Genomic DNA, 23497 nt, shown 5'->3' with positions numbered 1-23497 from the left:
ATCAGCGCGCCAGCGTCGGCGCCGCGATGTCCATCGAGCCGCGTTGGACTTCGACATAGAGTTGGTCGGGCACACCCGGCAGCCCCTTCGGGCCGGGACGGCGCACCACGACGCCCATCTGCGTCCATAGCTCGATCATCCGGCGCAGACCGTCGGTGTAGCCCGCTTCGACGTGCAGGCCGATGCCTGCGGCGCCGCGCGCCCACGGCACCCGCGTGTGATAGAACCGCAGCCGCTCCTCCTCGGTGAGGTCGGTGCGCATCATCTGCTGATAGAACGCCTCGGGTAGCACATCGACCGGCAACAGCGCCGGCCACCACACCGGCGTCGGGAAGCCGCTGGCGGTGAGCACCGCCTGGCAACTGAACGCATCGCCCTGCCACGGCACGCCCATCCACCGCGTCAGATCGCCCGGCGCCTGCGGGCCGATCGGGCTGCCTTGGTTCGGCTTGTCGGGATTGCCGGCAAACACGTTGACCGGATTGAGCTGCAGCCCGACATCCTGCGCCAGGTTCTTCCGGTTCGACAGCGCCAGGCGGAACGGCAACTTGGTCTCGTTCGGGCCGCGATACAGCGCCTTGTGGCGGATCGGCCAGGTGATCTCGACGCCGGGATGGAAAGCGCCGCCCGAGCAGGCGTCGAGCGCAGCACGCGTCATCGCCTCGGGGCGTAGTTCGATCGGCAGATCGTCGAGCGTGCGAACGGAGTCCGCGCTCTTGTCAGCGTAGTCCGCCTCGAACTTGCCGTCGGCCCAGAGTTCGAGCACGCGATACTGCGTCGGCGTCAGCGCCAGCCAGGCGTGCGGGCTGTCCTGATAGTTGACGCCGTCGCCGAGCATGATCGGAATCGCGTAGCCGCGCTGATCGCTGCCGTCCGGCTTGCGGAACGCATCGAACACCTTCTTGCGCTCGGCCTTGGCATCGGCACCGGGCTTGGCCAGCGTCTCGATCGTCGCCGGACTGGACAGATCACCGATATCGTTCCATGCGGCGCCGAGGAACGACGCCGTCGCCACCCACTGCATCGCGCCAGCGCGGCGCAGGATCGGCAGCACGTCGCGGCGGAACGACACCTTGTCGGTCGGGCTCTGCATCTGGCCGAGCGCCACCATCGCTTCGCGCGCAGCGTCGTACAACGTCACGATCGGCTCGAGCTGCGGCGCGAATTTCGGTCCGCAACACACCACCCAGGCCGGATCGCAATCGAGCTTCTGGCCGTCGACCGTGACGGTCGCCTTGACCCAGCCGTCGGCCCAGTCGTCGTGCCAGCCGTCATTGTTGGTGAAGTCGCGCACCGGATTCTGCGGCAGCGCGGTGCGTGAAACGCCATCGGCGGCGAACACCAACAGGCGCCCCTTGTCGTCGGTGCGCAGATGGCCGAGCGAGACGTCGAGCGTCTGCCAGAACCGGCCCTTCATCCGATACTTGTCGTCGCCGCCCTTGGGGTTGGTCGAGGCGCCGGAAATCTCCAGCTTGCCGGCGTCGATGCACAGCATCGCTTCGCGCTTGTCGGCCGCGACGAAGGCGTTGCGCTGCGCGCCGGGAACGCCGGGCGCAGTGTCGCCGCGATCCATCGCGTTGACGAAACCGTACCAGGCCGCCTTGGTGTTGGCGACGTGCACGCTCCAGGTCACGCCATCGGCGCCATCGAGTTCGCGCACCACGCGGCCCTGGTCGTCGTAGCCGAACAGGCGGAAGCGCTGCACCTGTTTCTTGATCCGTCCCTGCTTATCCTTGAAGCCTCCTTCGGGCTCGTCGAGCAGGCCCGGCACCTCCGGCGCCAGAAACCAGTCCTCGGCGTTACCGACCCGGGAGAAGCCGATCGCCGGGAAGATCGCGACCTTGGCGATTTTTGCGCCTTTTGGTGCTGCAGGTTGCGCGTGCAACGACGAGATCGCCGCCTTCGCCAGCAACGGCCCTCCGAGGCCGACGGCTGCAGCTCCGAGCAGAAAATCGCGGCGCTTCATCTGATGATCCTCCCCTGTGGTTCCACCCTTGGAGAGGTATTCGCTTGCTGCGCCTTAAAGTGCACTTAATTCGCACACGCAAATAGCGCGCGGTATCGTACCGCGCGCTCTACACTTCTGACAGGACGTAAAGTTTGAATCAGATCCGACGGAACTCAGCCGTCGATCGAGGCCGGCTTCAGCTCCACGGACTCGCCGCAGCCGCACGCTGAGATCTGGTTCGGGTTGTTGAACACGAACTGCGCCTGCATCCTGTCGGCCTTGTAGTCCATCTCGGTACCGAGCAGGAACAACACCGCCTTCGGATCGACCAGGATCTTCACGCCCTTGTCTTCAATGACTTCGTCGTTCGGCTTGATATCGTGCGCGTACTCGACCGTGTAGGATTGTCCGGCGCAGCCGCCATTCTTGATCCCGACGCGCAGGCCGAGAATCTCGCTGTCGGCGCGGCCCATGAGTTCTTTCACGCGAATGGCCGCGGCATCGGTGAGCCGCATCACTTGAGGCCGAGGACGTGCCGTAGCCATGGTGTTTCCCACTCCTGTTGCCGGACCTACCCGGAGACGTTCGCCGCTTAGCCGGCGACCAGCCGGACCTTCAGATAGTTACGCAACCGCCACTTCGAAAGGTGTTACCAGCTCCTCGCCGTTTGCCACCTAATGGATCGGCCAGACCCCCGGAGTCACAAGTTCCAACAGATGGCGATCTGGATCACGGAAGTAGATACTCGACCCGCCGCGCGGCCAGTCTGTGCGGCCTTCGATCTCCACGCCATGCTCCGTCAGGCGCGCTTCCCATTCGCCGAGCCGGTCGCGATCGACCGACAGTCCGATGTGGACAGGTCCGCTGCCATCATGCGGCGGGATCGTGCCGCCCGGCAGATGGACCGTCTCCAGCGTGCTGCCCCGCTTGAACAGCAGCAGAACGTTGCGGCCGCCCACGTCGAAAGCACAAAACCGCTGATCGCTCGTCATCGGACTCAGCAGCAGGACGTCCTGGTAGAAGCTTCGGGCGCGATCGAGGTCGTCGACATACAGCGCCGTTTCGATCACTCCGTTCAGACGCAGACCCAATCCGTCCTCACCACATATTCAGCACGAGCCGGGCTTCATCGCTCATCCGCTCCGGAGTCCACGGCGGCTCCCAGACAATGTTGACGTTGACCACGCCGACGCCGGGCACGCTGGCCACCGCGTTCTCGACCATGGTCGGCAGCTCGGCCGCAGCCGGACAGTTCGGCGTCGTCAGCGTCATGTCGAGGTCGACGGTGCGATCGTCCTTGATCTCGACTTTGTAGATCAGCCCGAGCTCGTAAATGTCGGCGGGGATTTCCGGGTCGAACACCGTCTTCAGCGCGGCCACGATCTCGGTGCCGAGCCGCTCGGTCTCCTCCGGCGGCAGCGCCGAGACGGTCTGCATGTTGGCTTTGGCTTCGATCGTATCGGTCATGCGAACAGATCCCGCGCCTTGATCAGCGCACTGACGAGTTGGTCCACTTCCTCACGGGTATTATACATGCCGAACGACGCACGGCACGTCGCAGTGACTTGGAACCGCTCCAGCAGCGGCATCACGCAATGGGTGCCCGCGCGGACCGCGATCCCCTGCCGGTCGATCACCGTGGCGACGTCGTGCGGGTGTGCGCCCTTCATTTCGAAGGAAATCACCGGGCCTTTGCCCTTGGCGTTGCCGATGATCCGCAGCGCGTTGATCTCGCGGAGCCGCTCCTCGGCATAGGTCAAAAGATCGTGTTCGTGGGCGGCGATCCGCTCCTTGCCGATCGAATTGACGTAGTCGATCGCGGCGCCGAGGCCGACGGCCTCGACGATCGCCGGCGTGCCGGCCTCGAATCGATGCGGCGGATCGCCGTAGGTCACCCAATCCTGCGCGACCTCGCGGATCATCTCGCCGCCGCCGTTATAGGGCCGCATCTTGGCTAGCACGTCGTACTTGCCGTACAGCGCGCCGATCCCGGTCGGGCCATAGATCTTGTGGCCGGTCATCACATAGAAGTCGCAGTCGATGTCCTGGACATCGATGGCGAGATGCACCGCCGCCTGGCTGCCGTCGACCAGCACCGGGATGCCGCGGGCATGGGCGATCTTCACCACGTCCTTGACCGGAACGACGGTGCCGAGCGCGTTCGACATCTGGGTGATCGCGACCAGCTTGGTCTTGGCGGTCAGCAGCTTCTCGAACTCGTCGAGCAGGAAGTTGCCTTCATCATCGACCGGCGCCCACTTGATCACCGCGCCCTGGCGCTCGCGCAGGAAGTGCCACGGCACGATGTTGGAATGGTGCTCCATGATCGAGAGCACGATCTCGTCGCCCTCGCCGATGTTCGTCGCGCCCCACGACGACGCCACCAGGTTGATCGCCTCGGTGGCGTTGCGGGTGAAGATGATCTCTTCGGGCCGCTTGGCGTTGAGCAGATGCTGCACGCGGGTGCGGCCACCCTCATAGGCTTCGGTCGCGGCGTTGGCGAGATAATGCAGGCCGCGATGCACGTTGGCGTATTCGCTCTCATACGCCTGCGTCATCCGTGTCAGCACCTGCCGCGGCTTCTGCGCCGAGGCTGCGTTGTCGAGATACACCAGCTTCTTGCCGTAAACCTGCAGCGCCAGCGCCGGAAAGTCCTCGCGGACCAGGTCGACGTCGTAGCTGCCGTTGCTGACCGCCGGATGCGTACTCATCGCCTCGCCTCCAGCCAGCGCACCGCAGCTGCGGTCACCAGCTCACGCAAATTATCGTCCGCGATCGCTTCGATCGCCTCGCCGACGAACGCCTGGATCAGCATCGCCTCGGCTTCCTTCTGCGGCAGGCCGCGGGCGCGCAGATAGAACAGCAAGGAGTCGTCGAGCGCGCCGACCGCGGCGCCATGGCCGCAGGTGACGTCGTCGGCGAAGATTTCGAGCTCCGGCTTATTGTCGACCTCGGCCTCGTCGGACAGCAGCAGCGCCCGCGTCATCATCTTGGCGTCGGTCTGCTGCGCCGGCTGACGGACGTTGATCCGGCCCTGGAAGACCGAGTGGCCGCGGTCGTCCACCACCGCGCGGAAACCTTCGCGGCTGGCGCAATGCGGCACGTCGTGGTTCATCACCAGCGTGGTGTCGGCGTGCTGCTTGCCGTTGAGGAGATTGACGCCGTTGGTCTGCACTTCGGAGTGCGAGCCAGCCACCGTCACCACCGCCTGATAACGGCTGACGAGCCCGCCGGTGGTGATGCCGAACGCGTTGAAATGCGCATGCGCGCCGACCGAGACCGCCGCCGAGGTGGTGTTGAACGCGTCGCGGGAGTCTTCGACGATCCGCACGTAGTCGAGCCGGGCGTGATCACCGATCGCGATCACCGCGGAGTCGTGAACCTGATAGGCACCAACGCCCTCGCCCGCCACGTAGCTTTCGACCACCGTCGCCACCGCGGCGTTGCCGAGCGCGACCCGCGACCGGGTGAACATCGCTGCCGGCGCACCGCCGGAAGCGATGTGCAGGATGTGCAGCGGCCGGGCCAGCGTAGTACCGTCCGCAACCTCGATAACGACGCCGTCGGTCATCAGCGCGGTGTTGAGCGCCACCATCGGATCGGCGGTGTCGAGCGACAGCACGCGGTCGTCGCCGCTTTGCAGCGCCTCGCGCAGGCTGCGGACCGTCAGGCCGGCTTCCAGCTCCGCAAGGTCCGACAGACCGGGCGCCAGCACGCCGTCAACCAGCACCAAACGGCGCACGCCGTCGATCGCATGCAGCTTGGCGGCAGCCTCGGCCTGCGCCAGCGCGGTCGCCTCTGGGGCCGGAGCGAGCGGCAGAACCTCGCGCATCAGCGCACGCAGGTCGGTGTACTTCCAGTCTTCGATCCGGCGGTGCGGCAAGCCGATCCGCTGGAATGTGTCGAGCGCCTGACGGCGGGTGTCGGCGACCTTGCCCGTACCCGGCACGCGGGCGCTGACTGCAGCGAAATTGTCGCTGGCGGTGTCGGGCTTGTCGGGTTTCGCCACTGCGATGTTCATGACCGTGTCCCGATCGGCGGCGCTCAGGCCGCGGCTTCCTGATATTGCGCGTAACCGTTGGCTTCGAGCTCGAGCGCGAGCTCCTTGCCGCCGCTACGGACGACCTTGCCCTTCGACATCACGTGGACGACGTCCGGCACGATGTAGTCGAGCAGCCGCTGATAGTGGGTGATGACGATCATCGAGCGGTTCGGCGTACGCAGCGCGTTGACGCCTTCAGAGGCGATCCGCAGCGCGTCGATGTCGAGGCCGGAATCCATCTCGTCGAGGATGCACAGGCTGGGCTGGAACAGCGCCATCTGCAGCACCTCGTTGCGCTTCTTCTCGCCGCCCGAGAACCCGACATTGACGCCGCGCTTCAGCATCTCCTGCGGGATGCCGAGCGAGCCGGAGACTTCGCGGACCCGCTTCAGGAAATCCGGCGTCGACAATTCGTCCTCGCCGCGCGCCTTACGTTGCGCGTTGAGCGCGGTGCGCAGGAAGTTCATGGTGGCGACGCCGGGGATTTCGACCGGATACTGGAACGCGAGGAACACGCCCTTGGCGGCGCGCTCGTTCGGCTCCATCGCGAGCAGGTCTTCGCCCTTGAACAGGACCTCGCCGCCGGTCACTTCATAACCCGGCTTGCCGGCGATGACATGGCTGAGCGTCGACTTGCCGGAGCCGTTCGGCCCCATGATCGCGTGCACTTCGCCTTCGTTCACGGTGAGTGTCAGCCCGTGCAGGATCTCGCGATCCGCGACGCTGACCTTGAGGTCCTTCACTTCGAGCAATGCGGGCATAACGACCTTCCTGTTTGGCTCTCATCCTGAGGATCGACCGCAGCGCGCGTCTCGAAGGATGAGTTGATATGACGTTCTCGTTGCGGATCCTGCGAGGCGGCCGCGGCGCGGCCACCTCGTGAAGCTGCCGGCGTTAGCCGACCGAACCTTCGAGGCTGATCGAGATCAGCTTCTGCGCTTCCACCGCGAATTCCATCGGCAGTTGCTGCAGCACGTCCTTGACGAAGCCGTTGACCACGAGGCCGACCGCCTCCTCCTGCGACAGGCCGCGCTGGATGCAATAGAACAGCACGTCCTCGGAGATCTTCGACGTGGTCGCCTCGTGCTCGAACAGCGTCGAGGCGTTCTTGGCTTCGATGTAGGGCACGGTGTGCGCGCCGCACTGGTCGCCGATCAGCAGCGAGTCGCAGGCGGTGAAGTTGCGCGCGCCGTTGGCCTTGCGATGCGCGGTGACGAGGCCGCGATAGGTGTTCTGCGACTTGCCGGCAGCGATGCCCTTGGAGATGATCCGGCTCGTGGTGTTCTCGCCGAGATGGATCATCTTGGTGCCGCTATCGACCTGCTGATAGCCGTTCGAGATCGCGATCGAGTAGAACTCGCCGCGCGAATTGTCGCCGCGCAGGATGCAGCTCGGATACTTCCAGGTGATCGCCGACCCGGTCTCGACCTGGGTCCAGGAGATCTTGGAATTGGCGCCGCGGCAGTCGCCACGCTTGGTGACGAAGTTGTAGATGCCGCCCTTGCCTTCCGAGTTGCCCGGGTACCAGTTCTGCACCGTCGAGTATTTGATCTCGGCGTCGTCCATCGCCACCAGCTCGACCACGGCGGCGTGAAGCTGGTTCTCGTCGCGCTGCGGAGCGGTGCAGCCTTCGAGATAGGAGACGTAGGAGCCCTTGTCGGCGATGATCAGCGTGCGCTCGAACTGGCCGGTGTTGCGCTCGTTGATGCGGAAGTAGGTCGACAGCTCCATCGGGCAGCGCACGCCCGGCGGCACGTAGACGAACGAGCCGTCGGAGAACACCGCCGAGTTCAGCGTCGCGTAGAAATTGTCCGAGGTCGGCACCACGCTGCCGAGATACTTCTGCACCAGCTCGGGGTGATGCTTGATCGCCTCCGAGATCGGCATGAAGATCACGCCAGCCTTCTTCAGTTCGGCCTGGAACGTGGTCGCCACCGACACCGAGTCGAACACCGCGTCGACTGCGATCTTGCGGCCAGGCGAGTCCGGCGCACCCGGCTGCGGCTCGACGCCTTCCAGCAGCGCGACTTCGCGCAGCGGGATGCCGAGCTTCTCGTAGGTCTTGAGAATCTCAGGATCGATCTCGTCGAGCGAGCCGACGGTCTTCTTCGGCTTCGGCGCGGCGTAGTAGTAGAGGTCCTGGAAGTCGATCTTCGGATAGGACACCCGCGCCCAGCTCGGCTCGGTCATCGTCAGCCAGCGGCGGTAGGCATCGAGCCGCCACTGCAACATCCAGTCGGGCTCGTTCTTCTTCGCCGAAATGAAGCGGACGATATCTTCGTAAAGCCCCTTCGGAGCCTTCTCGGATTCGATCAGTGTCTCGAATCCATATCGATATTGATCGACGTCGATCTGGCGGACCCGATCGACGGTCTCTTGTACGGCAGCCATTCAAACCTCCGCTCGCGGTTTCAAGGACCGCGGTGGATCTGCTGAGACATGCTTACACGATCCGGCGCGGGATGAAACCCTCTTAGAACCGTTCAAGCACTGTTTCATGATCCCTTTTAGTTAGGTTGCCGGCGAGCTTTCTCCAAGCCTGCAGGCATCGATCGATGTCGGATTCGCTACTCGACCAGCCGAGGCTGATCCGTATCGCCGACCGTGCAAGTTCCGGACCGAACCCCATCGCTTCGAGCACGTGCGATGGCTGCACCTTGCCGGACGAACACGCCGAGCCCGACGACACCGCGATTCCCGCCAGATCGAAGCCGATCACCGCGGTCTCGGCGCGTAATCCCGCGATTGCGAACAACGTGGTGTTGGGCAGCCGAGGCACGCCGGCCGACATGATCACCCCGTCGTCCCCGGCGATATGTCGCAAGCCCGCCTCGAGCCGTGTCCGCAATCCTTCGATCCGGCCCATGTCGTCCGCGATCGCCGGAATCGCCACCGCGGCCGCGGCGCCGAAGCCGGCGATGCCGATCAGGTTCTCAGTGCCGGCGCGCCGCCCCAGCTCCTGACCTCCGCCGCGCAGCAGCGGCTCAGGCCCGGTCAGCTTCGGGCTCAGCACCAGCGCGCCGACGCCTTTCGCCCCTCCGATCTTGTGTGCAGACAGCGAGATAAGATCGGCGCCGAGTTCCTTGATTCCGAATGGAATCTTGCCGAGCGCCTGGATCGCATCGACGTGCAGCACGCCGCCCGCTTTATGCACCATCTCAGCAACTTCACGAATCGGCTGAAGTGCGCCGGTCTCGTTGTTGGCGAGCATCACCGACACCAGCGCCGGACCGCCATCGGCCAGCAACGCGCGCAGATGGTCGAGGTCGAGCACGCCGTCTGCCGTCACACGGATCTGGCCGACACGCTCCGCCGGGAACCGGCCGCCGCTCAGAACCGAGGCATGCTCCACGGCTGAAAGCAGCAGTCTTTCAGTGGGTTCCACACCGATCCGGAGTCCAGGTGTGAGCGCCAGCGCATTGGCTTCGGTGCCGCCGGAGGTGAACACCACGTCGCGCGGCGCTGCACCGACCCCGGCCGCCACCTGCGCCCGAGCCTGTTCGAGCAGCCCGCGAGCGGCCCGGCCCTCGGCATGGACCGACGACGGATTGCCGACAACGTCGAGCGCTGCCGTCATCGCCGCCTTGGCCTCCGGCCGCAGCGGCGTGGTCGCATTCCAGTCCAGATACACTCGATTGGCCGTCACCACGCTTCATTCCTTGTCTCGGGACGACTGAGGGTCCGTCCCCTGGCACCGCCGCCGGCGGCCACCCTGCTCAATATGCTTGCATTTGGCCCTGCGCTCCATGCTAGAACGCAGCTCCCCGTTTCCGCCGGCCACCTGCCCCATCCGCATTGCGGCAGCCGGCGGCCGTTGCTGGCAGGACCCGCGCGCGCCCGGCGCGCCAGGCCGAATCCCACGATGTCGCGCAAGGATCGCTGATGCCCGAAGTTATTTTCACCGGTCCGGCGGGCCGACTTGAAGGCCGCTACCACCCGGCGAAGCAGAAGAATGCGCCGATCGCGATGGTGCTGCACCCGCATCCGCAGTTCCGTGGCAACATGAACCACCCGATCGTCTATCAGGTGTATTACGCGTTTGTGGCCCGCGGCTTCTCGGTGCTGCGGTTCAATTTCCGCGGCGTCGGCCGCAGCCAAGGTTCGTTCGACCACGGCACCGGCGAGCTGGCCGATGCCGCCTCCGCGCTCGATTGGGCCCAGACCATCAATCCCGAAGCCCGCGCCTGCTGGGTCGCCGGCTTCTCGTTCGGCGCATGGATCGGCATGCAGCTGCTGATGCGCCGCCCCGAGGTCGAAGGCTTCATCTCGATCGCGCCGGAACCGAACCGCTACGATTTCTCGTTCCTGGCGCCCTGCCCTTCGTCCGGCCTGATCGTGCATGGCGAGAAGGACATCGTCGCCCCGGCCAAGGACGTTAACACCCTGGTCGAGAAGTTGAAGACCCAGAAGGGCATCGTGATCGACCAGCAGACCATCCCGGGCGCCAACCACTTCTTCGAAGACCGGATGGAGCCGCTGATGGAGACGATCACGTCCTATCTCGACATGCGGCTCGCCAACGTTCGCTGAGGCGCGCGGCTACGGCCGCGCCAACAGCCCGCCGGTCATCGGAAAGGCGACGCCGGTGGTGGCCGGATAGCTCAGCGGCAGGCCCTTCAGCCCGCGTGTGGCGAGGAAGCCGAACGCCTGCGCCTCCATCGCGTCGGCGGACCAGCCGAGCGCATCGGCGCTCTCGACGCTGGCCGGGGCCAGCGCCTCGCGCAGCATCCGCATCAGCGTCAGGTTGCGCGCACCGCCGCCGGTCACGATCCAGCTCTGCGGCGGCTTCGGCAGCAGCGGCAGCACCGACGCAATCGCGCGCGCGGTGAACGCCGTCAGCGTCGCGGCTCCGTCGGCCGGCGACCAGTCGCGCTGGGCCAGCCCGGCGAAGTCGTTGCGATCGAGCGATTTCGGCGCCGGCTTGGCGAAGAACGGATGCTGCAGCGCTTCTGCGAGCCACGTCTGATCGATCGCACCTTGCGCCGCCAGCCGGCCTTCGCAATCGAACGGCTTGCCGAGCTTGCGGAACATGAAGTCATCGAGCAGCGCATTGCCGGGGCCGGTGTCGCAGGCAATCAGCGTGTCGGTGCCGTCGATATAGGTGACGTTGGATACGCCGCCGACATTGATCACGCCGATCGGACCGTCACGGCCGAGCGATTGCGCCAGCGCGCGGTGATACACCGGCACCAGCGGTGCGCCCTGCCCGCCGGCCGCAACATCCGCGGCGCGGAAGTCGCACACCACCGGGATGCGGATCGCCTTGGCCAGCGCCTTGGCATCGCCGATCTGCACCGTGAGCTTTTCGGCCGGCCGGTGCAGCACGGTCTGACCGTGGAAGCCGACGATATCAACGCTTTCGGGTGACAGCCTGTTCTGCGCCACGAAGGCGGCAACGGCCTCGGCATGGGCGATCGTCACGGCGCGTTCGGCCTCGGCGAGCACGCCCGGCCGGGCATCCCGCGCGGTCAGTTGCACCGCTTCAGCAAGCGCCTGGCGCAACAGGCTGCGTTCGGTCTCGGTGTAGGGCCGGTAGCCCGACGGTCCGAGCGCAGCGACGCGCCGTCCGTCGGTCTTGATCAGAGCGACATCGACGCCGTCGAGCGACGTCCCGCTCATCAGTCCGATCGCCGTCATCATCATGGCACGCGCCTTCTCTGGCCGCTGCGGAATGTCCAACTTGTGTCAAACACCTAGTTCTTATAATGCCACAGGGTAACGCGCCCGAAAGACATTCCTGGGCGTCTTCGCGCGCGATCTGCGCGATGCGTGAAATAACCGTGATCAGAGACCGATACAGATGACCGCTTTTAAGTCTGATTTTATGAATGTTCTCCAAAGCCGGGGATTCATTCATCAGATTTCCGACCCCGACTCGCTGGACGCGCTCGCGGCGAAGGGCGAAGTGGTCGCGTATGTCGGTTACGACTGCACCGCGGCGTCGCTGCATGTCGGCCATCTGCTCTCGATCATGATGCTGCATTGGCTGCAGGCGACCGGCAACAAGCCGATCGCACTGATGGGCGGCGGCACCACGCGCGTCGGCGATCCGTCCGGCCGCGACGAGACTCGCAAGATCCTCACCTACGAGCAGATCGACGCCAACAAAGAGTCGATCAAGGGCACGTTCTCGAAGTTCATCAAGTTCGGCGACGGTCACAGCGACGCGGTGATGGCCGACAACGCCGAGTGGCTGACCAAGCTGAACTACATCGAGATGCTGCGCGACGTCGGCCGCCACTTCTCGATCAACCGCATGTTGACGATGGACTCGGTGAAGCTGCGGCTCGAGCGCGAGCAGGAACTGTCGTTCATCGAGTTCAACTACATGATCCTGCAGTCCTACGACTTCGTCGAACTGGCGCGCCGCTACAAGTGCAATCTGCAGATGGGCGGCTCGGATCAGTGGGGCAACATCGTCAACGGCGTCGACCTCGGCCGCCGCATGGGCACGCATCAGCTCCACGCGTTGACCTGCCCGCTGCTCACCACCGCGTCGGGCGCCAAGATGGGCAAGACCGCCGCCGGTGCCGTCTGGCTCAACGGCGACATGCTGGCGCCGTATGATTACTGGCAGTACTGGCGCAACACCGAGGACGCCGACGTCGGCCGCTTCCTGAAGCTGTTCACGCTGCTGCCGATGGACGAAATCGAGCGGCTGTCGAAGCTGCAGGGTGCCGAGATCAATGACGCCAAGAAGATCCTGGCCACCGAGGCGACCGCGCTGATGCACGGCCGCGAGGCGGCCGACAAGGCGGAAGCCACCGCGCGCACCACCTTCGAACAGGGCGGCACCGCGCAGGACCTGCCGAGCGTCGAGATTAGCCGCGGCGAGCTCGATGCCGGGATCGGCGTGCTGGTGGCGTTCGCGGAAAAGACCGGGCTGGTCGCCTCCAACGGCGAAGCCCGCCGCCAGATCAAGGCGGGCGGCCTCAAGGTCAACGATGCGCCGGTGACCGACGAGAAGATGACGCTGACCGCGACCGACCTGTCATCGGACGGCGTAATCAAGCTGTCGATGGGCAAGAAGAAGCACGTGCTGCTTCGGCTTGCATAGCCCCATTCGCGGGCAGGCTCTGCTCCTTTCCGGCAAAACCGCGTTCGATGTGAAAAACGCGGACTCGTTCGGGAAGGATCGTCCTTGGATCACCGTGCCTCGCGCACCGGCCTGTGCATTCTCGGCCTGTGCTTCGTGCTGTCGCTGCTCGGCCGCGGGCTCGGCGAGAGCTTCACCGTGTTCCTGCTGCCGATCTCGGCCTCGTTCGGCTGGGACCGCGCCGAGGTGGTGTCGATCTATTCGCTGACGGCGCTGTGCACCGGCCTCGCCTCACCGCTGGTTGGCCGGCTGTTCGATCGGTCCGGCCCGCGCGCGGTCTACACGCTCGGCATGGCGCTGCTCGGCGGCGCGCTGCTGATCGCCGCCTATGCCGAGCGGCTATGGCAATTGCAGATCACCGTCGGGCTGTGCGTCGGCCTCGGCATCGCCTTCACCGGCAACGTTCCGAATTCGATCCTGCTCGGCCGCTGGTTCGGCGCGCGGCTGCCGACCGCGATGGCGGTGGTGTATTCGGCGATCGGGGCCGGCGTGCTGGTGATGCTGCCGATCGCGCAGGTGCTGATCGAGCGGGTCGGCTGGCGCGAGGCGTATCTGATCCTCGGCGGCGCGATGCTGATCCTGCTGCTGCCGCTGTCGCTGCTGCCGTGGCGGCGGTTCGCCGCCGGGGCGGACGCCCACGCGCAGCGGCCTGCGCACGATGCCGATGATGACGGCTGGACGCTGGGAAGCGCGATGCGCCACCACGCGTTCTGGGCGCTGTTCGCGACCTTCTTCTTCACCGCGATCGGGATGTATTCGATCTCGGCGCAGGTGGTCGCCTATCTGGTCGACGCCGGCTTCACCCCGCTGCAGGCGGCGACCGCCTGGGGCTTCTCCGGCGTCGTGCTGGTGGTCGGCATGCTCGGCGTGAGTTGGCTCGACGGCGTGATCGGACGGCGTCCGTCGATCCTGTTCTCCTATGCGATCTCGATCACCGGCCTCGGGCTGCTCTGGCTGCTGCAGTGGTATCCGAACCTGTTGCTGCTCGGCGGCTTCGTGATCTGCTTCGGCTCGATGATCGGCTCGCGCGGCCCGCTGATCACCGCCACCGCGATGAGCATCTTCCGCGGCAAGCGCGTCGGCACGATCTACGGCACGATCTCGATCGGTAGCGGCCTCGGCTCGGCGTTCGGTTCATGGTGCGGCGGCCTGCTTCATGACCTCACCCAAAGCTACAATCCGGTGCTCGGCTTCGCGCTGGTGAGCGTGGTGCTCGGCATGATCCCGTTCCTGGTAGTCCCGGCGCTGCGGGAGCGACAATAAGCGCGCGCTGTTGCGTTTCAGTCGCAGCCATCAGTCATGACTTCGCAATCCGTGCGTGGCATAGACCGGGCCATTAGCGGCCCCTCGCCTCTGCGATCAGCAAAATGTGTTCGGCCAAATTGCGCTCGATCACACGCTGCCGCCGCTCTGCCGGGCATCATTGTCCGATGGGCTGCTCGCGCGGCGGGCTTTGACATGCCGCGATTTCGCTTCGGAGACATCATGACCACCACGACTCTTGATACCGCCGACAAACGGCCCGCCCAATACGGCGCGCTCGCTGTCCTCATTCACTGGCTGATTTTCTTCGCCGTGATCGCGCTGTTCGCCTCGATGCAATACGCACACGGGCTGGAGAAGACCGACCCGCTGCGCGGCACGCTCTACAGCTGGCACAAGGCGATCGGCACCCTCGTGCTGGGCCTCGGCGTAGTTCGCATTCTGTGGATCAAGATCCACGGCGCGCCCGATCTCGTGCCTTCGCCGCGCATCACCGAGGTGATCGCCCGGATCAGCCACGGCCTGCTCTACCTGCTGCTGCTCGCGGTCCCGATCACCGGCCTCGGCATGACGCTGTTCTCCGGCCGCGGCGTCGACCTGCTCGGCATCCCGCCGCTCGCCAAGAACGACGCGATCGCCGGCGCGCTGCATGCGGCGCACGAACCGCTGTTCCTTTTGACCGCGATCGTCGTGCTGATCCACGTGATCGGCGCGCTGTGGCACCAGTACTTCCGTCACGACGCAACGCTCGGCCGCATGGTGCCGTGGCTGCGCGGCAAGTAACGGCAAACCTCGTCATTGGCGACGCGACGAGCAATCCAGCTCCGTGCACCGAGCTGGATTACTTCGCGGAATTGTCGTCGGGCGGGCCAGAGGCCAGACCCGACTCTCAATGACGGAGATAGGTCGTTATCTGATTAGTTTGGCGGCGCCGGGAAATCGGCGCCGTTATTTTGCCGGCCGGTGTTGAATTCGAAGATCTTACGCAGCACGCCCGGTGCCATCGCCGAGATCGGGTTGACCCGCAGCACCGGTTTGCCCGGCGTGCCGACCACCTCATAGGTGACGCCGATCAGCCCCTCGTTGCTGCCGCCGCCCAGGAACAGGCCGACGATCGGGATCTGCCCGAACATGTTGTTCAGCCCGTACATCGGCACGAAGGTGCCGCTCATACGCACCTGGTTGGCGCTGTAATCGATCGAGCCTTCGATGGTGGCGCCGATCGTCGGCCCCTTCACCACGCCGTCGCGAATAGTCAGCGTGCCGTTCTGCCGGCTGAACTCGGCACGCAGGCGCGAGAACGCCAGCCCCTGCGGCGGTCCGCCCGGCGCGCCGGCGGCGACGCGGTCGAGCGCAGCCTCGCCCTTCACGGTGAAGTCGCGAACGTTGATCAGGCCTTCCTTCTCGCGCGGCTCGCCGCCAGGCGGCTCCACCGCCAGCGAGAGCTGGCCGCCATACATTTTCGAGTAGCTGTCGGTGAAGCGGAAGAACGCGCCGGCGTCGTTGGTCTCGAGATAAATCACTTCGCGGCCCTGATTGCGGCCACGCAGATCGGCGGTGATCGGGGTGTCGCGGCCGAGCTTGCCGTTCATCGAGAAGCTGCGGATCGCGCCGTTGCGGCGCGTGGTCTTGACGTCGAGGCTGCGCAGCGCCTCGCCGGAGAAGCCGGCGACCGCGCCGAACTTCAGGTCGAGATCAAAATCGATGCTCTTGCCCTTGGCATCGCTGGAGCCGCCCGACAGCGCGGAGCGAATGAAGCCGCGGCCGTCGAACACGTCACCGCGCATCACCGCCTTGAGGACGCCGTCGGGACCGCGGTCGGCCTTCAGCATCGCCTTGTCGCCTTCGGACGGCGAGTACACCGGGAAGTTGATGTTGATCAGGTCGCCTTCTGGGTCGACTTCGAGCGAGCCCTTGATCAGCGTGCCGCCGCCTTCGATGGTGACATCATCGAGCCGGGTCGATTGCGGCTTGCGCGTGACGTTGAAGGTCGCCTTGCCGGGTTTGCCGGGCTGCTTGCTCCATCCCGGCAGCAGATTGTCGACCTTCACCGGGGTGAGATCGGCTTCGATGCCGAACTTGGAATCCTGTTCGTTGTCACCGATCTTGCCGGTCAACTTGACGCCAAGCGGACCGCTGAGACCGCTGCCGAGATCGACACCGAGCCGGGCGCGGCTGGCATCGTCGAGCGTCGCCTGCAGCTTGACGTCGGCGTCGCCATCGACCGGCTTGCGATAGTCCAGCGACGCCGCCTGACCATTGATTTTGACGTCGCCCTTGACCTGGTAGCCCTGGTTGTTGGCGATCACCTTCAGCGCATTGGCCTCGAGCTTCTGGCCCATCGCCACCTTGTCGGCGGAGAAGCCGTTGAGGTCAGCGTTGATCGAGTAGCTGGTGTCCTGCTTGGTCAGCTCGCGCTGGATCGGCATGCCGAGCGCAACCTGCGCCGAGACGTTGCCCTTGCTGGTGTTGGGATCGATCGGTAGCGCCGCGGCGTCACTGAGCCGGCCGGAGGCCAGCACCTCGGCGACCGCGGGCACCGGGCCCTCCAGCTTGAACTTGATCCGAGCCGGCGCCGGCTTCGGCGCCAGATCTGGCACCTCGAACAGAATGTCCGACAGCGCCACCTTGCGGCCGCCGTCGGTGTCGGCATTGGCCTGATTGATCGCGACCATTGCGGTGCGGCCGGTGACCCGCACCCGCATATCGGCATCCTTCACGACCGGCATGCCGTCGACCGGATGGATCGCCGCGCCATTGCCGAGAATGTTGACCAGCAGCCCTTCGTCCGGGATCGGCGGACCGCGGCGGGACAGGTTCTTCATCGGCGAATTGATCGCGATGTCGATGGTCTGGATCGAGCCGGCGAGGATCCTGTCGTTCACCCACTCGCGCAGTTCCGGCACGATCAGCACCGGCCACATCCGCTTCAGCGCCGACACCGACATCGGGGTGCCGGCAAGGCCGAGCGTCAGCCGCGGCTCGCCGGAGTAATCGATGCTGCCGGAGCCGGCGACGCCGATCTCGCCATTGCTGACGTCAGCCTGGGTCAGCAGCACGCGGCGATTGGCGCTATCGAAACGGACCCGGACCGCAATCCGATTGAAGATCAGCGGGCTTTCGTTCTGCGCCCCCGGCAGAACGATGGTGCCGCCGGACAGGCCGAGCCGCCAGTCGTTGACGCTGCCGTTCGGCGGCTCGAGGGATGCCAGCAGCGTCACCCGGTTGGGGCCGGCCAGCACCTTGAACGGCGCGATCAGCACGCGGCGATTGGCGTCCCATTCGAACGAGGTTTCGATCTGGTCGATCGCCATCGGATAGTCGGGCGTGTCGGAATCGATCACGGTGCCGGCGCCGGCAGTCAGCTTACCGCGAAAATAGGTCGGCACGCCGTCACGGCCGACTTCGCCCTTGAGGTCGCCGGTCAGCGGGAAGTCGGCACTGTAGGTCAGGTTCTTCAGCCGCAGCGCCAGCAGCAAGGTCCGGGTCGGCACTTGGTTGGCGTGGAGTTCGACCGAGCGGACTCCATCATGCGCCGGGCCGACCTGGACGCGGAGCGACCACGCCTTGAGCCCGCCCTCCTCGCCGACGCTGAGCGCGACGCCGCCGGTGCTCGGGCGGCGCAGGCTGAGCGAGATATTCTCGAAGGTCCAACGGTTGCCGCGCTGTTGGTCGTCGACGACGAGGTTGCCGTTCTTCAGGCCGATCTCATTGAGGTTCTGACCGTCGAGCCCACTCAGGCTCAGGCTGTCGAGCCATTCCAGACCGGCCAGCACGCCCTTCATGGTGTCCGACGTGTCGGTTGCCGGCGCCGGCGGCGGTGTGGTGGTCGAGGCCGCCGGCGGCGCGGCACCGGGCGCCGCCGCCCCCGCGTCCGGAGTGGTCGGCTGGGTCGGGAGCTTGAATTCAGCCGGACGGCCGCTCGGCGCGACGCCGGTGGCCAGCGGCCGATCCGTCGAGCCTGCCGAAACCGTCACCTGCCCGTCTGGATCAATCCGGATCGCCAGTTCGGCGCCGACCAGTCGCAGGCTCTCGGCACGCAGCCTGCCGGTCATCAGCGCCCAGCCGGATAGCCGCACCTCGGCTTTGGGCGCCGAGGCGACCACGACGTGATCGCGGTCGCGCACCACGATGTCGCGAATCCGCACCGCGATCCGAATCCGGCCGGCCCGCTCGATCTGAGTGCCGCCGATCTCAACGGTGTTGCCCTGACCGATGTTCTCTTCGATCGCGTCTGCCAGCCACGGCGTCACCATGTCGAGATTGATCGGGCCGACGCCGAGCCGCAGCCACAGGCCGGCGAAGCTCGCGATCAGCACGGCGCCGACCACCGCGAGCGTCAGCAGCGTCCGCTTCAGCCACGGAGATCCCGACGCGCGGCGGCTCGGCCAGTCGTCGATACGATCGAGACCGAGGTTGCGGCGCTTCAGCAATTTGCGGGCGCGGTGCCGCGCATCTTCCTCGTGCTCATGATCCCAATGGCCGTCGTGCCAATGGGGATCGTTGGAGTCTTGGCCAGCGTGCGGGTCGGACTGGTCCGGCGTCGGATGTTTGGCCATTGCCTCTCGTTGCACGCGCGCGTCGGGAGCCGGTTCTTCGCGGGAGGGGTGTGCGCCGTCGCGCAGGATGCGCTCCTGTGGCGGCATTGCTGCCAATCCTCGCTTGAAACCTCAACTCGCCACCGGCCCAACGGGCCCATTGAACAAACGGGGATGGTCGGTACGCCGAATCCCTGCAACCATACCCCGAGGTCGACGGATTTGCCCAGCAGCGGCAAACTCGCATCGTTTCCAGGCGATAATCGATGTTTGACCCTTCGAAAGCGACGAAAGGAAGGCGCATGCCCAAGCCGACGCCCAAGAAACCATCCAAGACGGCTACCAAGCCCGCCACCAAGAAAACCTCCAAGGTGACGACGAAGGCTGCAGCGAAACCGTCCGCCGCAAAGACCACGGCCGTGGCGAAGAAGGCGGCCGCCAAGTTGCCCGCTGCCAAGACCCCTGCTGCCAAGACGACGGCCCCGAAGGCTAACGCCAAGTCCGCAGCCAAATCCCCAGCAACCAAGCCAGCCGGCCCCGCCGAGGGCAGCGTCGCGCCGGACTTCAGGCTGCCACGCGATGGCGGCGGCGAGATCTCCCGCGCCGACTTTGCCGGCCAGAAGCTGGTGCTGTTCTTCTATCCGAAGGCCAACACCCCTGGCTGCACCCGTGAGGCGATCGACTTCACCCGCCTCGCCGCCGATTTCAAAGCCTGCGGCACGGCCGTGCTGGGCGTCTCGGCCGACTCGGTGAAAGCGCAGGACTCGTTCCGCGACAAACATCAGCTGGCAACGCCGCTGCTGTCCGATCCCACCCATGCGATGCTCGAAGCGTATGGCGCTTGGGGCGAGAAATCGTTGTACAGCAGGAAGTTCGAAGGGATTATTCGCAGCACGGTTTTGATTGGTGCCGATGGCCGCGTCGCGCGGGTGTGGCGCAACGTGAAGGTCGACGGCCACGCCGATCAGGTGCTCGCTGCAGCGCAATCTCTATAGTTTTCATTTTCTGAAAATTAACCATGCAGGGGTCAAATCGCACCGCGCCTCGAGCGGAACCGTGACGAGTTTCCGTTCGGCGCGGGAGTTCCGATGTCGTACCGTTCCGGCCACCCATCCGCAGCAATTCACCCCCACTCCCACCAACAAGCCCCTCGCCCGGCGGCACCGCGCCAGGTGCGTCCGCCTCAGCGGCCGGCGCCGGCTGGTAACAGCTACACGATTGCGCATGCCGGCCGTCAGGTGCGGATCGGGCCGGTGCTGTTCTGGATCGCGGTTGGCAGCGTCGTGCTGCTTGGCTGCTGGAGCGCGGCGACCGCCACGTACTTCACATTCCGCGACGACGTGCTGACGCGGCTGATCGCCCGCCAGGCCGAGATGCAATACGCCTATGAGGATCGCATCGCCGAGCTGCGCGCCAAGGTCGATCGCACCACCAGCCGGCAGCTGCTCGACCAGGAGCAGTTCGATCAGAAGCTCGAACAGATCATGCGGCGGCAGTCGCTGCTGGAGTCGCGGGCCGGCGCCCTCAGCGCCCTGCCCGACGTCGGCGTCACCGGCAGCATCAAGCCGACCCGCACGCCGTCATTCGAAGCCGAGACTAATAGTCGGCCGAAGCCGTCGCCGATCAACGACACGGTGATCTTCGTCGCGCCGCCCGACCGCGAGGCGCGGCTGGAGTCGCGCACCTCGCCGTCCGCGCTTGAGCAAGCGCCGACGCAGTACGCCAAGAGCCAGGGGGTCGAGAGCGTTTTGATGCGGCTGCAGACCTCGCTCGATCAGGTTGAGCGGCGACAGGTCGCCTCGCTCGGCGCGGTCGAAGAGAGCTTCGAGTCGCGTGCGCGCCGGATGCGCGGCGTGCTGACCGATCTTGGCCTCGACGCCCGGGGCATCGAAGCTGCCGCGCCGCGCGCTGCCGTCGGCGGTCCGTTCGTGCCGGTGAAGCAGCCGGGCGCCAACGCCAGCGCGTTCGACCGTCAGCTGTATCGGATCTACATCAGCCGCTCGCAGTTCGAACGCCTCAACCGCGCTCTCGCCCTGGTGCCGTATCGCAAGCCGGTGCTCGGCGAAGTCGAATTCTCCTCGGGCTTCGGCGTCCGCTCCGATCCGTTCCTGGGCCGTCCGGCGATGCACACCGGGCTCGACTTCCGCGCCTCCAGCGGCGATCCGGTCCGCGCCACCGCGGTCGGCAAGGTGGTGAATGCCGGATGGCAGGGCGGCTACGGCCAGATGGTCGAGATCGATCACGGCAACGGCCTGTCGACCCGCTACGGCCACCTGTCGAAGATCATCACCAAGGTGGGCCAGAGCGTTCAGATCGGCCAGGTGATCGGCGAAGTCGGCTCGACCGGCCGCTCCACCGGCCCGCATCTGCACTACGAAACCCGCATCGATGGCGAAGCCGTCGACCCGCAGAAATTCCTCCGCGCCGGCGTGCGGCTGGCGGGCGCGGGTTAGCATCGTTCGCTCCGCCCCCGCGGCGAAGGGGTCACCTATCAAGGCGCCGTGTGGCCGACTAATCGCGCGGATGCGGTTTCGAAATCACTTCGACGATTTTGCCCTCATCGTCGTCCGGCGCCGCATCGGTCGCACGCGCGTAACTTGCCACTGCTGCACGCGACAGCGGCAGCTCCAGTTGCAGCGCCTCGGCGAGCTGCACCGCATACACCGCATCCTTGTGCCGCAGCGCGGCCGTGAAGGTGGCGTTGCTGAAGTCGCGGGCGATCATGCGGGGCGCGTGACGCAGCACCTGCGGACTTGCCACCACGCTGCCGAGGAGCGCCTCGCGCACCAGCACCATGTCGAGACCGGCCTGTTCGGCGATGGCGATGCCTTCGGCGATCCCGGCGATCTGGATCGCGCCCATCAGATTGTTGATCAGCTTGTAGACCGTGCCGGCGCCGACCGCGCCGAAATGGCGGATCGTCTGGCTCAGCGGCGTGAGAAACGGCCGGGCCTGATCGAGGTCGGCCGGCTCAGCGCCAATTAGCAATGTCAGCTCGCCGCGTGCTGCGGCATCGGGAAGCCCGGTCACCGGACAATCGATATAGACCAGCCCTCGCGCGCGGAGCGCAGCGGCCATGTCGAGGGCATGCTGGTGCGACACCGTCGAGCATTCGATCGCCAGCGCACCGGCCGGGGCGGTCGTTGCCGCGCCCTCGGGGCCAAGCCACACAGTCTGCGAGGCGGCATCGTCGGCGACCATTGTCAGGATGGCGCGCGCATCGCGCGCCGCTTCGGCGGGGCTATCGGCCCATCGCGCGCCGCGGCGGATCAGGTCGTCCGCCTTAGCCCTGCTGCGATTCCACACCGCGACGTCGAAGCCGGCGTCGAGCAGCCGGCCGGCCATGCCGTGGCCCATCTTGCCGAGGCCGATGAAGCCAACCCTCGCGCGAGCGCCCTCGCCCACGCTTAGTCGACGTCCTCGATCGCGCCCGGTCCGCCGCCGAAGGCGCGCTGGGCCAGGGTGGCGGCCATGAACTCGTCGAGGTCGCCGTCAAGCACGCCGGCGGTGTCGGAGGTCTGCACGCCGGTGCGCAGATCCTTCACCATCTGATACGGTTGCAGCACGTAAGAGCGGATCTGGTGGCCCCAGCCGATATCAGTCTTGGCGGCCTGATCGGCGGCGGCCTGCTCTTCGCGCTTCTTCAGCTCGATCTCGTACAGCCGCGCGCGCAGCATGTCCCAAGCCTGGGCGCGGTTCTTGTGCTGCGACCGACCGGCCTGACAGACCACCGCGACGCCGGTCGGGATGTGCGTCAGGCGCACCGCGGATTCGGTCTTGTTGACGTGCTGACCACCAGCGCCGCCCGACCGCATGGTGTCGGTGCGGACGTCGCTTTCCTTGATGTCGATCTTGATGCTGTCGTCGATCACCGGGAAGATCTGCACGCTCGAGAACGAGGTGTGCCGGCGGGCGTTGGAGTCGAACGGCGAGATCCGCACCAGGCGATGCACGCCCGCTTCGGTCTTCAGCCAGCCATAGGCGTTGTGGCCGGAGATCTGAATCGTCGCCGACTTGATTCCCGCCTCTTCGCCCTCGGACTCTTCGAGATACTCGATCTTGAAGCCGTGCTTCTCCGCCCAGCGGACATACATTCGCAGCAGCATCGAGGCCCAGTCCTGGCTCTCGGTGCCGCCGGCGCCGGCGTGGACTTCGAGATAGGTGTCGAAGCGGTCGGCTTCGCCGGACAGCAGCGCTTCCAGCTCGCGGCGCGCCACTTCCTTCTTCAGTGCCTTGAGCGCGTCCTCGGCTTCCTTGACGATACCTTCGTCGCCCTCCGCCTCGCCGAGTTCGATCATCTCGATATTGTCGGTCAGCTCACGCTCGACCTTGCCGATGCCGGTGAGCGAATCCTCCAGCGAGGTGCGCTCCTGCATCAGCTTTTGGGCCTTCTGCGGATCGTTCCAGAGGTCGGGATCCTCGGCGAGCTTGTTCAGCTCCGCGAGGCGGACGGTCGACTGATCGACGTCAAAGATGCCTCCTCAGCAGCCCGACTGACTGCTTGATCTCTTCGACGAGGCGTTCGATTTCTGCGCGCATGGAAACTCTGATGGCGGAGATGCGGCCCTCGTGGCCGCATCGATTATGAAGGCGATTTAGCGGTCGCGGCG

The 23497-nt window shown here is 65.8% G+C and carries 19 protein-coding genes; 6 read left to right on the top strand and 13 right to left on the bottom strand.

What is annotated here, in order from left to right; translation table 11 throughout:
* Window position 1 precedes the first annotated feature (1 nt).
* From goxA to LRC39_RS12595, 9 genes are all read right to left on the bottom strand, one after another.
* Entirely contained in the window at window positions 2-1966 is a 1965-nt protein-coding gene (goxA, locus tag LRC39_RS12635) for a CTQ-dependent glycine oxidase GoxA (protein ID WP_346294545.1), read from the bottom strand.
* Window positions 1967-2121: 155 nt separating this feature from the next.
* Complete coding sequence (sufA, locus tag LRC39_RS12630) at window positions 2122-2493, bottom strand: Fe-S cluster assembly scaffold SufA (protein WP_107344400.1); 372 nt, start codon at window positions 2491-2493, stop codon at window positions 2122-2124.
* A 129-nt stretch (window positions 2494-2622) separates the two neighbouring features.
* The gene (locus tag LRC39_RS12625; protein WP_107355572.1) at window positions 2623-3039 is read right to left on the bottom strand and encodes a VOC family protein; all 417 of its coding nucleotides are present in this window, start codon (window positions 3037-3039) and stop codon (window positions 2623-2625) included.
* Window positions 3040-3046: 7 nt separating this feature from the next.
* Complete coding sequence (locus LRC39_RS12620; protein WP_013502742.1) at window positions 3047-3415, bottom strand: SUF system Fe-S cluster assembly protein; 369 nt, start codon at window positions 3413-3415, stop codon at window positions 3047-3049.
* Window positions 3412-4659 carry a cysteine desulfurase gene (locus LRC39_RS12615; protein WP_263988360.1) on the bottom strand — a complete coding sequence of 416 codons (1248 nt, stop codon included), beginning with the start codon at window positions 4657-4659 and terminating at the stop codon, window positions 3412-3414. The genes LRC39_RS12620 and LRC39_RS12615 overlap by 4 nt, the downstream gene beginning before the upstream one ends.
* Window positions 4656-5969 carry a Fe-S cluster assembly protein SufD gene (gene sufD, locus LRC39_RS12610; RefSeq protein WP_346294544.1) on the bottom strand — a complete coding sequence of 438 codons (1314 nt, stop codon included), beginning with the start codon at window positions 5967-5969 and terminating at the stop codon, window positions 4656-4658. The genes LRC39_RS12615 and sufD overlap by 4 nt, the downstream gene beginning before the upstream one ends.
* Before the next feature lie 23 nt (window positions 5970-5992).
* Window positions 5993-6751, bottom strand: coding sequence for a Fe-S cluster assembly ATPase SufC (gene sufC, locus LRC39_RS12605; RefSeq protein ID WP_107355569.1), 759 nt, complete (start codon window positions 6749-6751; stop codon window positions 5993-5995).
* A gap of 133 nt (window positions 6752-6884) precedes the next feature.
* Window positions 6885-8381, bottom strand: coding sequence for a Fe-S cluster assembly protein SufB (gene sufB / locus LRC39_RS12600; protein WP_346294543.1), 1497 nt, complete (start codon window positions 8379-8381; stop codon window positions 6885-6887).
* An 82-nt stretch (window positions 8382-8463) separates the two neighbouring features.
* Window positions 8464-9636: a cysteine desulfurase family protein gene (locus tag LRC39_RS12595; RefSeq protein WP_346294542.1), complete on the bottom strand. Its 1173-nt coding sequence runs from the start codon at window positions 9634-9636 to the stop codon at window positions 8464-8466.
* Window positions 9637-9872: 236 nt separating this feature from the next.
* On the opposite strand from LRC39_RS12595, the gene LRC39_RS12590 reads away from it, so the two are divergent.
* Window positions 9873-10520, top strand: a complete 648-nt coding sequence (locus LRC39_RS12590) for an alpha/beta hydrolase (protein WP_011158012.1) — start codon at window positions 9873-9875, stop codon at window positions 10518-10520.
* Between the two features lie 9 nt (window positions 10521-10529).
* Here the strand turns inward: LRC39_RS12590 and LRC39_RS12585 are convergent, their stop codons facing one another.
* Window positions 10530-11633: an anhydro-N-acetylmuramic acid kinase gene (locus LRC39_RS12585; protein WP_346294541.1), complete on the bottom strand. Its 1104-nt coding sequence runs from the start codon at window positions 11631-11633 to the stop codon at window positions 10530-10532.
* Window positions 11634-11790: 157 nt separating this feature from the next.
* Here LRC39_RS12585 and tyrS point away from each other — a divergent pair, with 157 nt between their 5' ends.
* From tyrS to LRC39_RS12570, 3 genes are all read left to right on the top strand, one after another.
* On the top strand, window positions 11791-13047 hold the full coding sequence (gene tyrS, locus LRC39_RS12580) for a tyrosine--tRNA ligase (protein WP_164572175.1): 1257 nt from the start codon (window positions 11791-11793) through the stop codon (window positions 13045-13047).
* 84 nt (window positions 13048-13131) lie between these two features.
* Window positions 13132-14349, top strand: a complete 1218-nt coding sequence (locus LRC39_RS12575) for an MFS transporter (RefSeq protein ID WP_346294540.1) — start codon at window positions 13132-13134, stop codon at window positions 14347-14349.
* A 222-nt stretch (window positions 14350-14571) separates the two neighbouring features.
* Complete coding sequence (locus LRC39_RS12570; protein ID WP_107346581.1) at window positions 14572-15132, top strand: cytochrome b; 561 nt, start codon at window positions 14572-14574, stop codon at window positions 15130-15132.
* A 134-nt stretch (window positions 15133-15266) separates the two neighbouring features.
* On the opposite strand, the gene LRC39_RS12565 is transcribed toward LRC39_RS12570, so the two are convergent.
* Window positions 15267-18995 carry a DUF3971 domain-containing protein gene (locus tag LRC39_RS12565; protein ID WP_346294539.1) on the bottom strand — a complete coding sequence of 1243 codons (3729 nt, stop codon included), beginning with the start codon at window positions 18993-18995 and terminating at the stop codon, window positions 15267-15269.
* 194 nt (window positions 18996-19189) lie between these two features.
* On the opposite strand from LRC39_RS12565, the gene LRC39_RS12560 reads away from it, so the two are divergent.
* Window positions 19190-19882, top strand: a complete 693-nt coding sequence (locus tag LRC39_RS12560; RefSeq protein WP_346294538.1) for a peroxiredoxin — start codon at window positions 19190-19192, stop codon at window positions 19880-19882.
* Between the two features lie 93 nt (window positions 19883-19975).
* Window positions 19976-21340: a M23 family metallopeptidase gene (locus LRC39_RS12555; protein ID WP_346294537.1), complete on the top strand. Its 1365-nt coding sequence runs from the start codon at window positions 19976-19978 to the stop codon at window positions 21338-21340.
* A gap of 58 nt (window positions 21341-21398) precedes the next feature.
* Here the strand turns inward: LRC39_RS12555 and LRC39_RS12550 are convergent, their stop codons facing one another.
* Entirely contained in the window at window positions 21399-22292 is an 894-nt protein-coding gene (locus tag LRC39_RS12550) for an NAD(P)-dependent oxidoreductase (RefSeq protein ID WP_346294536.1), read from the bottom strand.
* Between the two features lie 2 nt (window positions 22293-22294).
* Window positions 22295-23426, bottom strand: a protein-coding gene (gene prfB, locus LRC39_RS12545; protein WP_107344388.1) for a peptide chain release factor 2 whose coding sequence is annotated in 2 segments (ribosomal slippage) — window positions 22295-23356 and window positions 23358-23426 — 1131 coding nt in all. Because the reading frame shifts where the segments join, the coding sequence is not laid out codon by codon here.
* Window positions 23427-23497 lie beyond the last annotated feature (71 nt).

It is taken from the genome of Rhodopseudomonas sp. P1, assembly GCF_039642825.1.
GTDB classification, from domain to species: Bacteria; Pseudomonadota; Alphaproteobacteria; order Rhizobiales; family Xanthobacteraceae; genus Rhodopseudomonas; species Rhodopseudomonas palustris_H.
The sequence above is the reverse complement of the archived record's forward strand: the minus strand, read 5'-3'. Positions and strand labels throughout refer to the sequence as shown.

Bases quoted from the DNA above. Each gene is read 5' to 3' on its own strand.
- sufB (WP_346294543.1), bottom strand. From the start codon at position 8,381: ATGGCTGCCGTACAAGAGACCGTCGATCGGGTCCGCCAGATCGACGTC.
- LRC39_RS12615 (WP_263988360.1), bottom strand. From the start codon at position 4,659: ATGAGTACGCATCCGGCGGTCAGCAACGGCAGCTACGACGTCGACCTG.
- goxA (WP_346294545.1), bottom strand. From the start codon at position 1,966: ATGAAGCGCCGCGATTTTCTGCTCGGAGCTGCAGCCGTCGGCCTCGGA.
- LRC39_RS12555 (WP_346294537.1), top strand. From the start codon at position 19,976: ATGTCGTACCGTTCCGGCCACCCATCCGCAGCAATTCACCCCCACTCC.
- LRC39_RS12560 (WP_346294538.1), top strand. From the start codon at position 19,190: ATGCCCAAGCCGACGCCCAAGAAACCATCCAAGACGGCTACCAAGCCC.
- sufD (WP_346294544.1), bottom strand. From the start codon at position 5,969: ATGAACATCGCAGTGGCGAAACCCGACAAGCCCGACACCGCCAGCGAC.
- LRC39_RS12590 (WP_011158012.1), top strand. From the start codon at position 9,873: ATGCCCGAAGTTATTTTCACCGGTCCGGCGGGCCGACTTGAAGGCCGC.
- LRC39_RS12565 (WP_346294539.1), bottom strand. From the start codon at position 18,995: ATGCCGCCACAGGAGCGCATCCTGCGCGACGGCGCACACCCCTCCCGC.
- LRC39_RS12585 (WP_346294541.1), bottom strand. From the start codon at position 11,633: ATGATGATGACGGCGATCGGACTGATGAGCGGGACGTCGCTCGACGGC.
- LRC39_RS12620 (WP_013502742.1), bottom strand. From the start codon at position 3,415: ATGACCGATACGATCGAAGCCAAAGCCAACATGCAGACCGTCTCGGCG.
- sufC (WP_107355569.1), bottom strand. From the start codon at position 6,751: ATGCCCGCATTGCTCGAAGTGAAGGACCTCAAGGTCAGCGTCGCGGAT.
- sufA (WP_107344400.1), bottom strand. From the start codon at position 2,493: ATGGCTACGGCACGTCCTCGGCCTCAAGTGATGCGGCTCACCGATGCC.
- tyrS (WP_164572175.1), top strand. From the start codon at position 11,791: ATGACCGCTTTTAAGTCTGATTTTATGAATGTTCTCCAAAGCCGGGGA.
- LRC39_RS12570 (WP_107346581.1), top strand. From the start codon at position 14,572: ATGACCACCACGACTCTTGATACCGCCGACAAACGGCCCGCCCAATAC.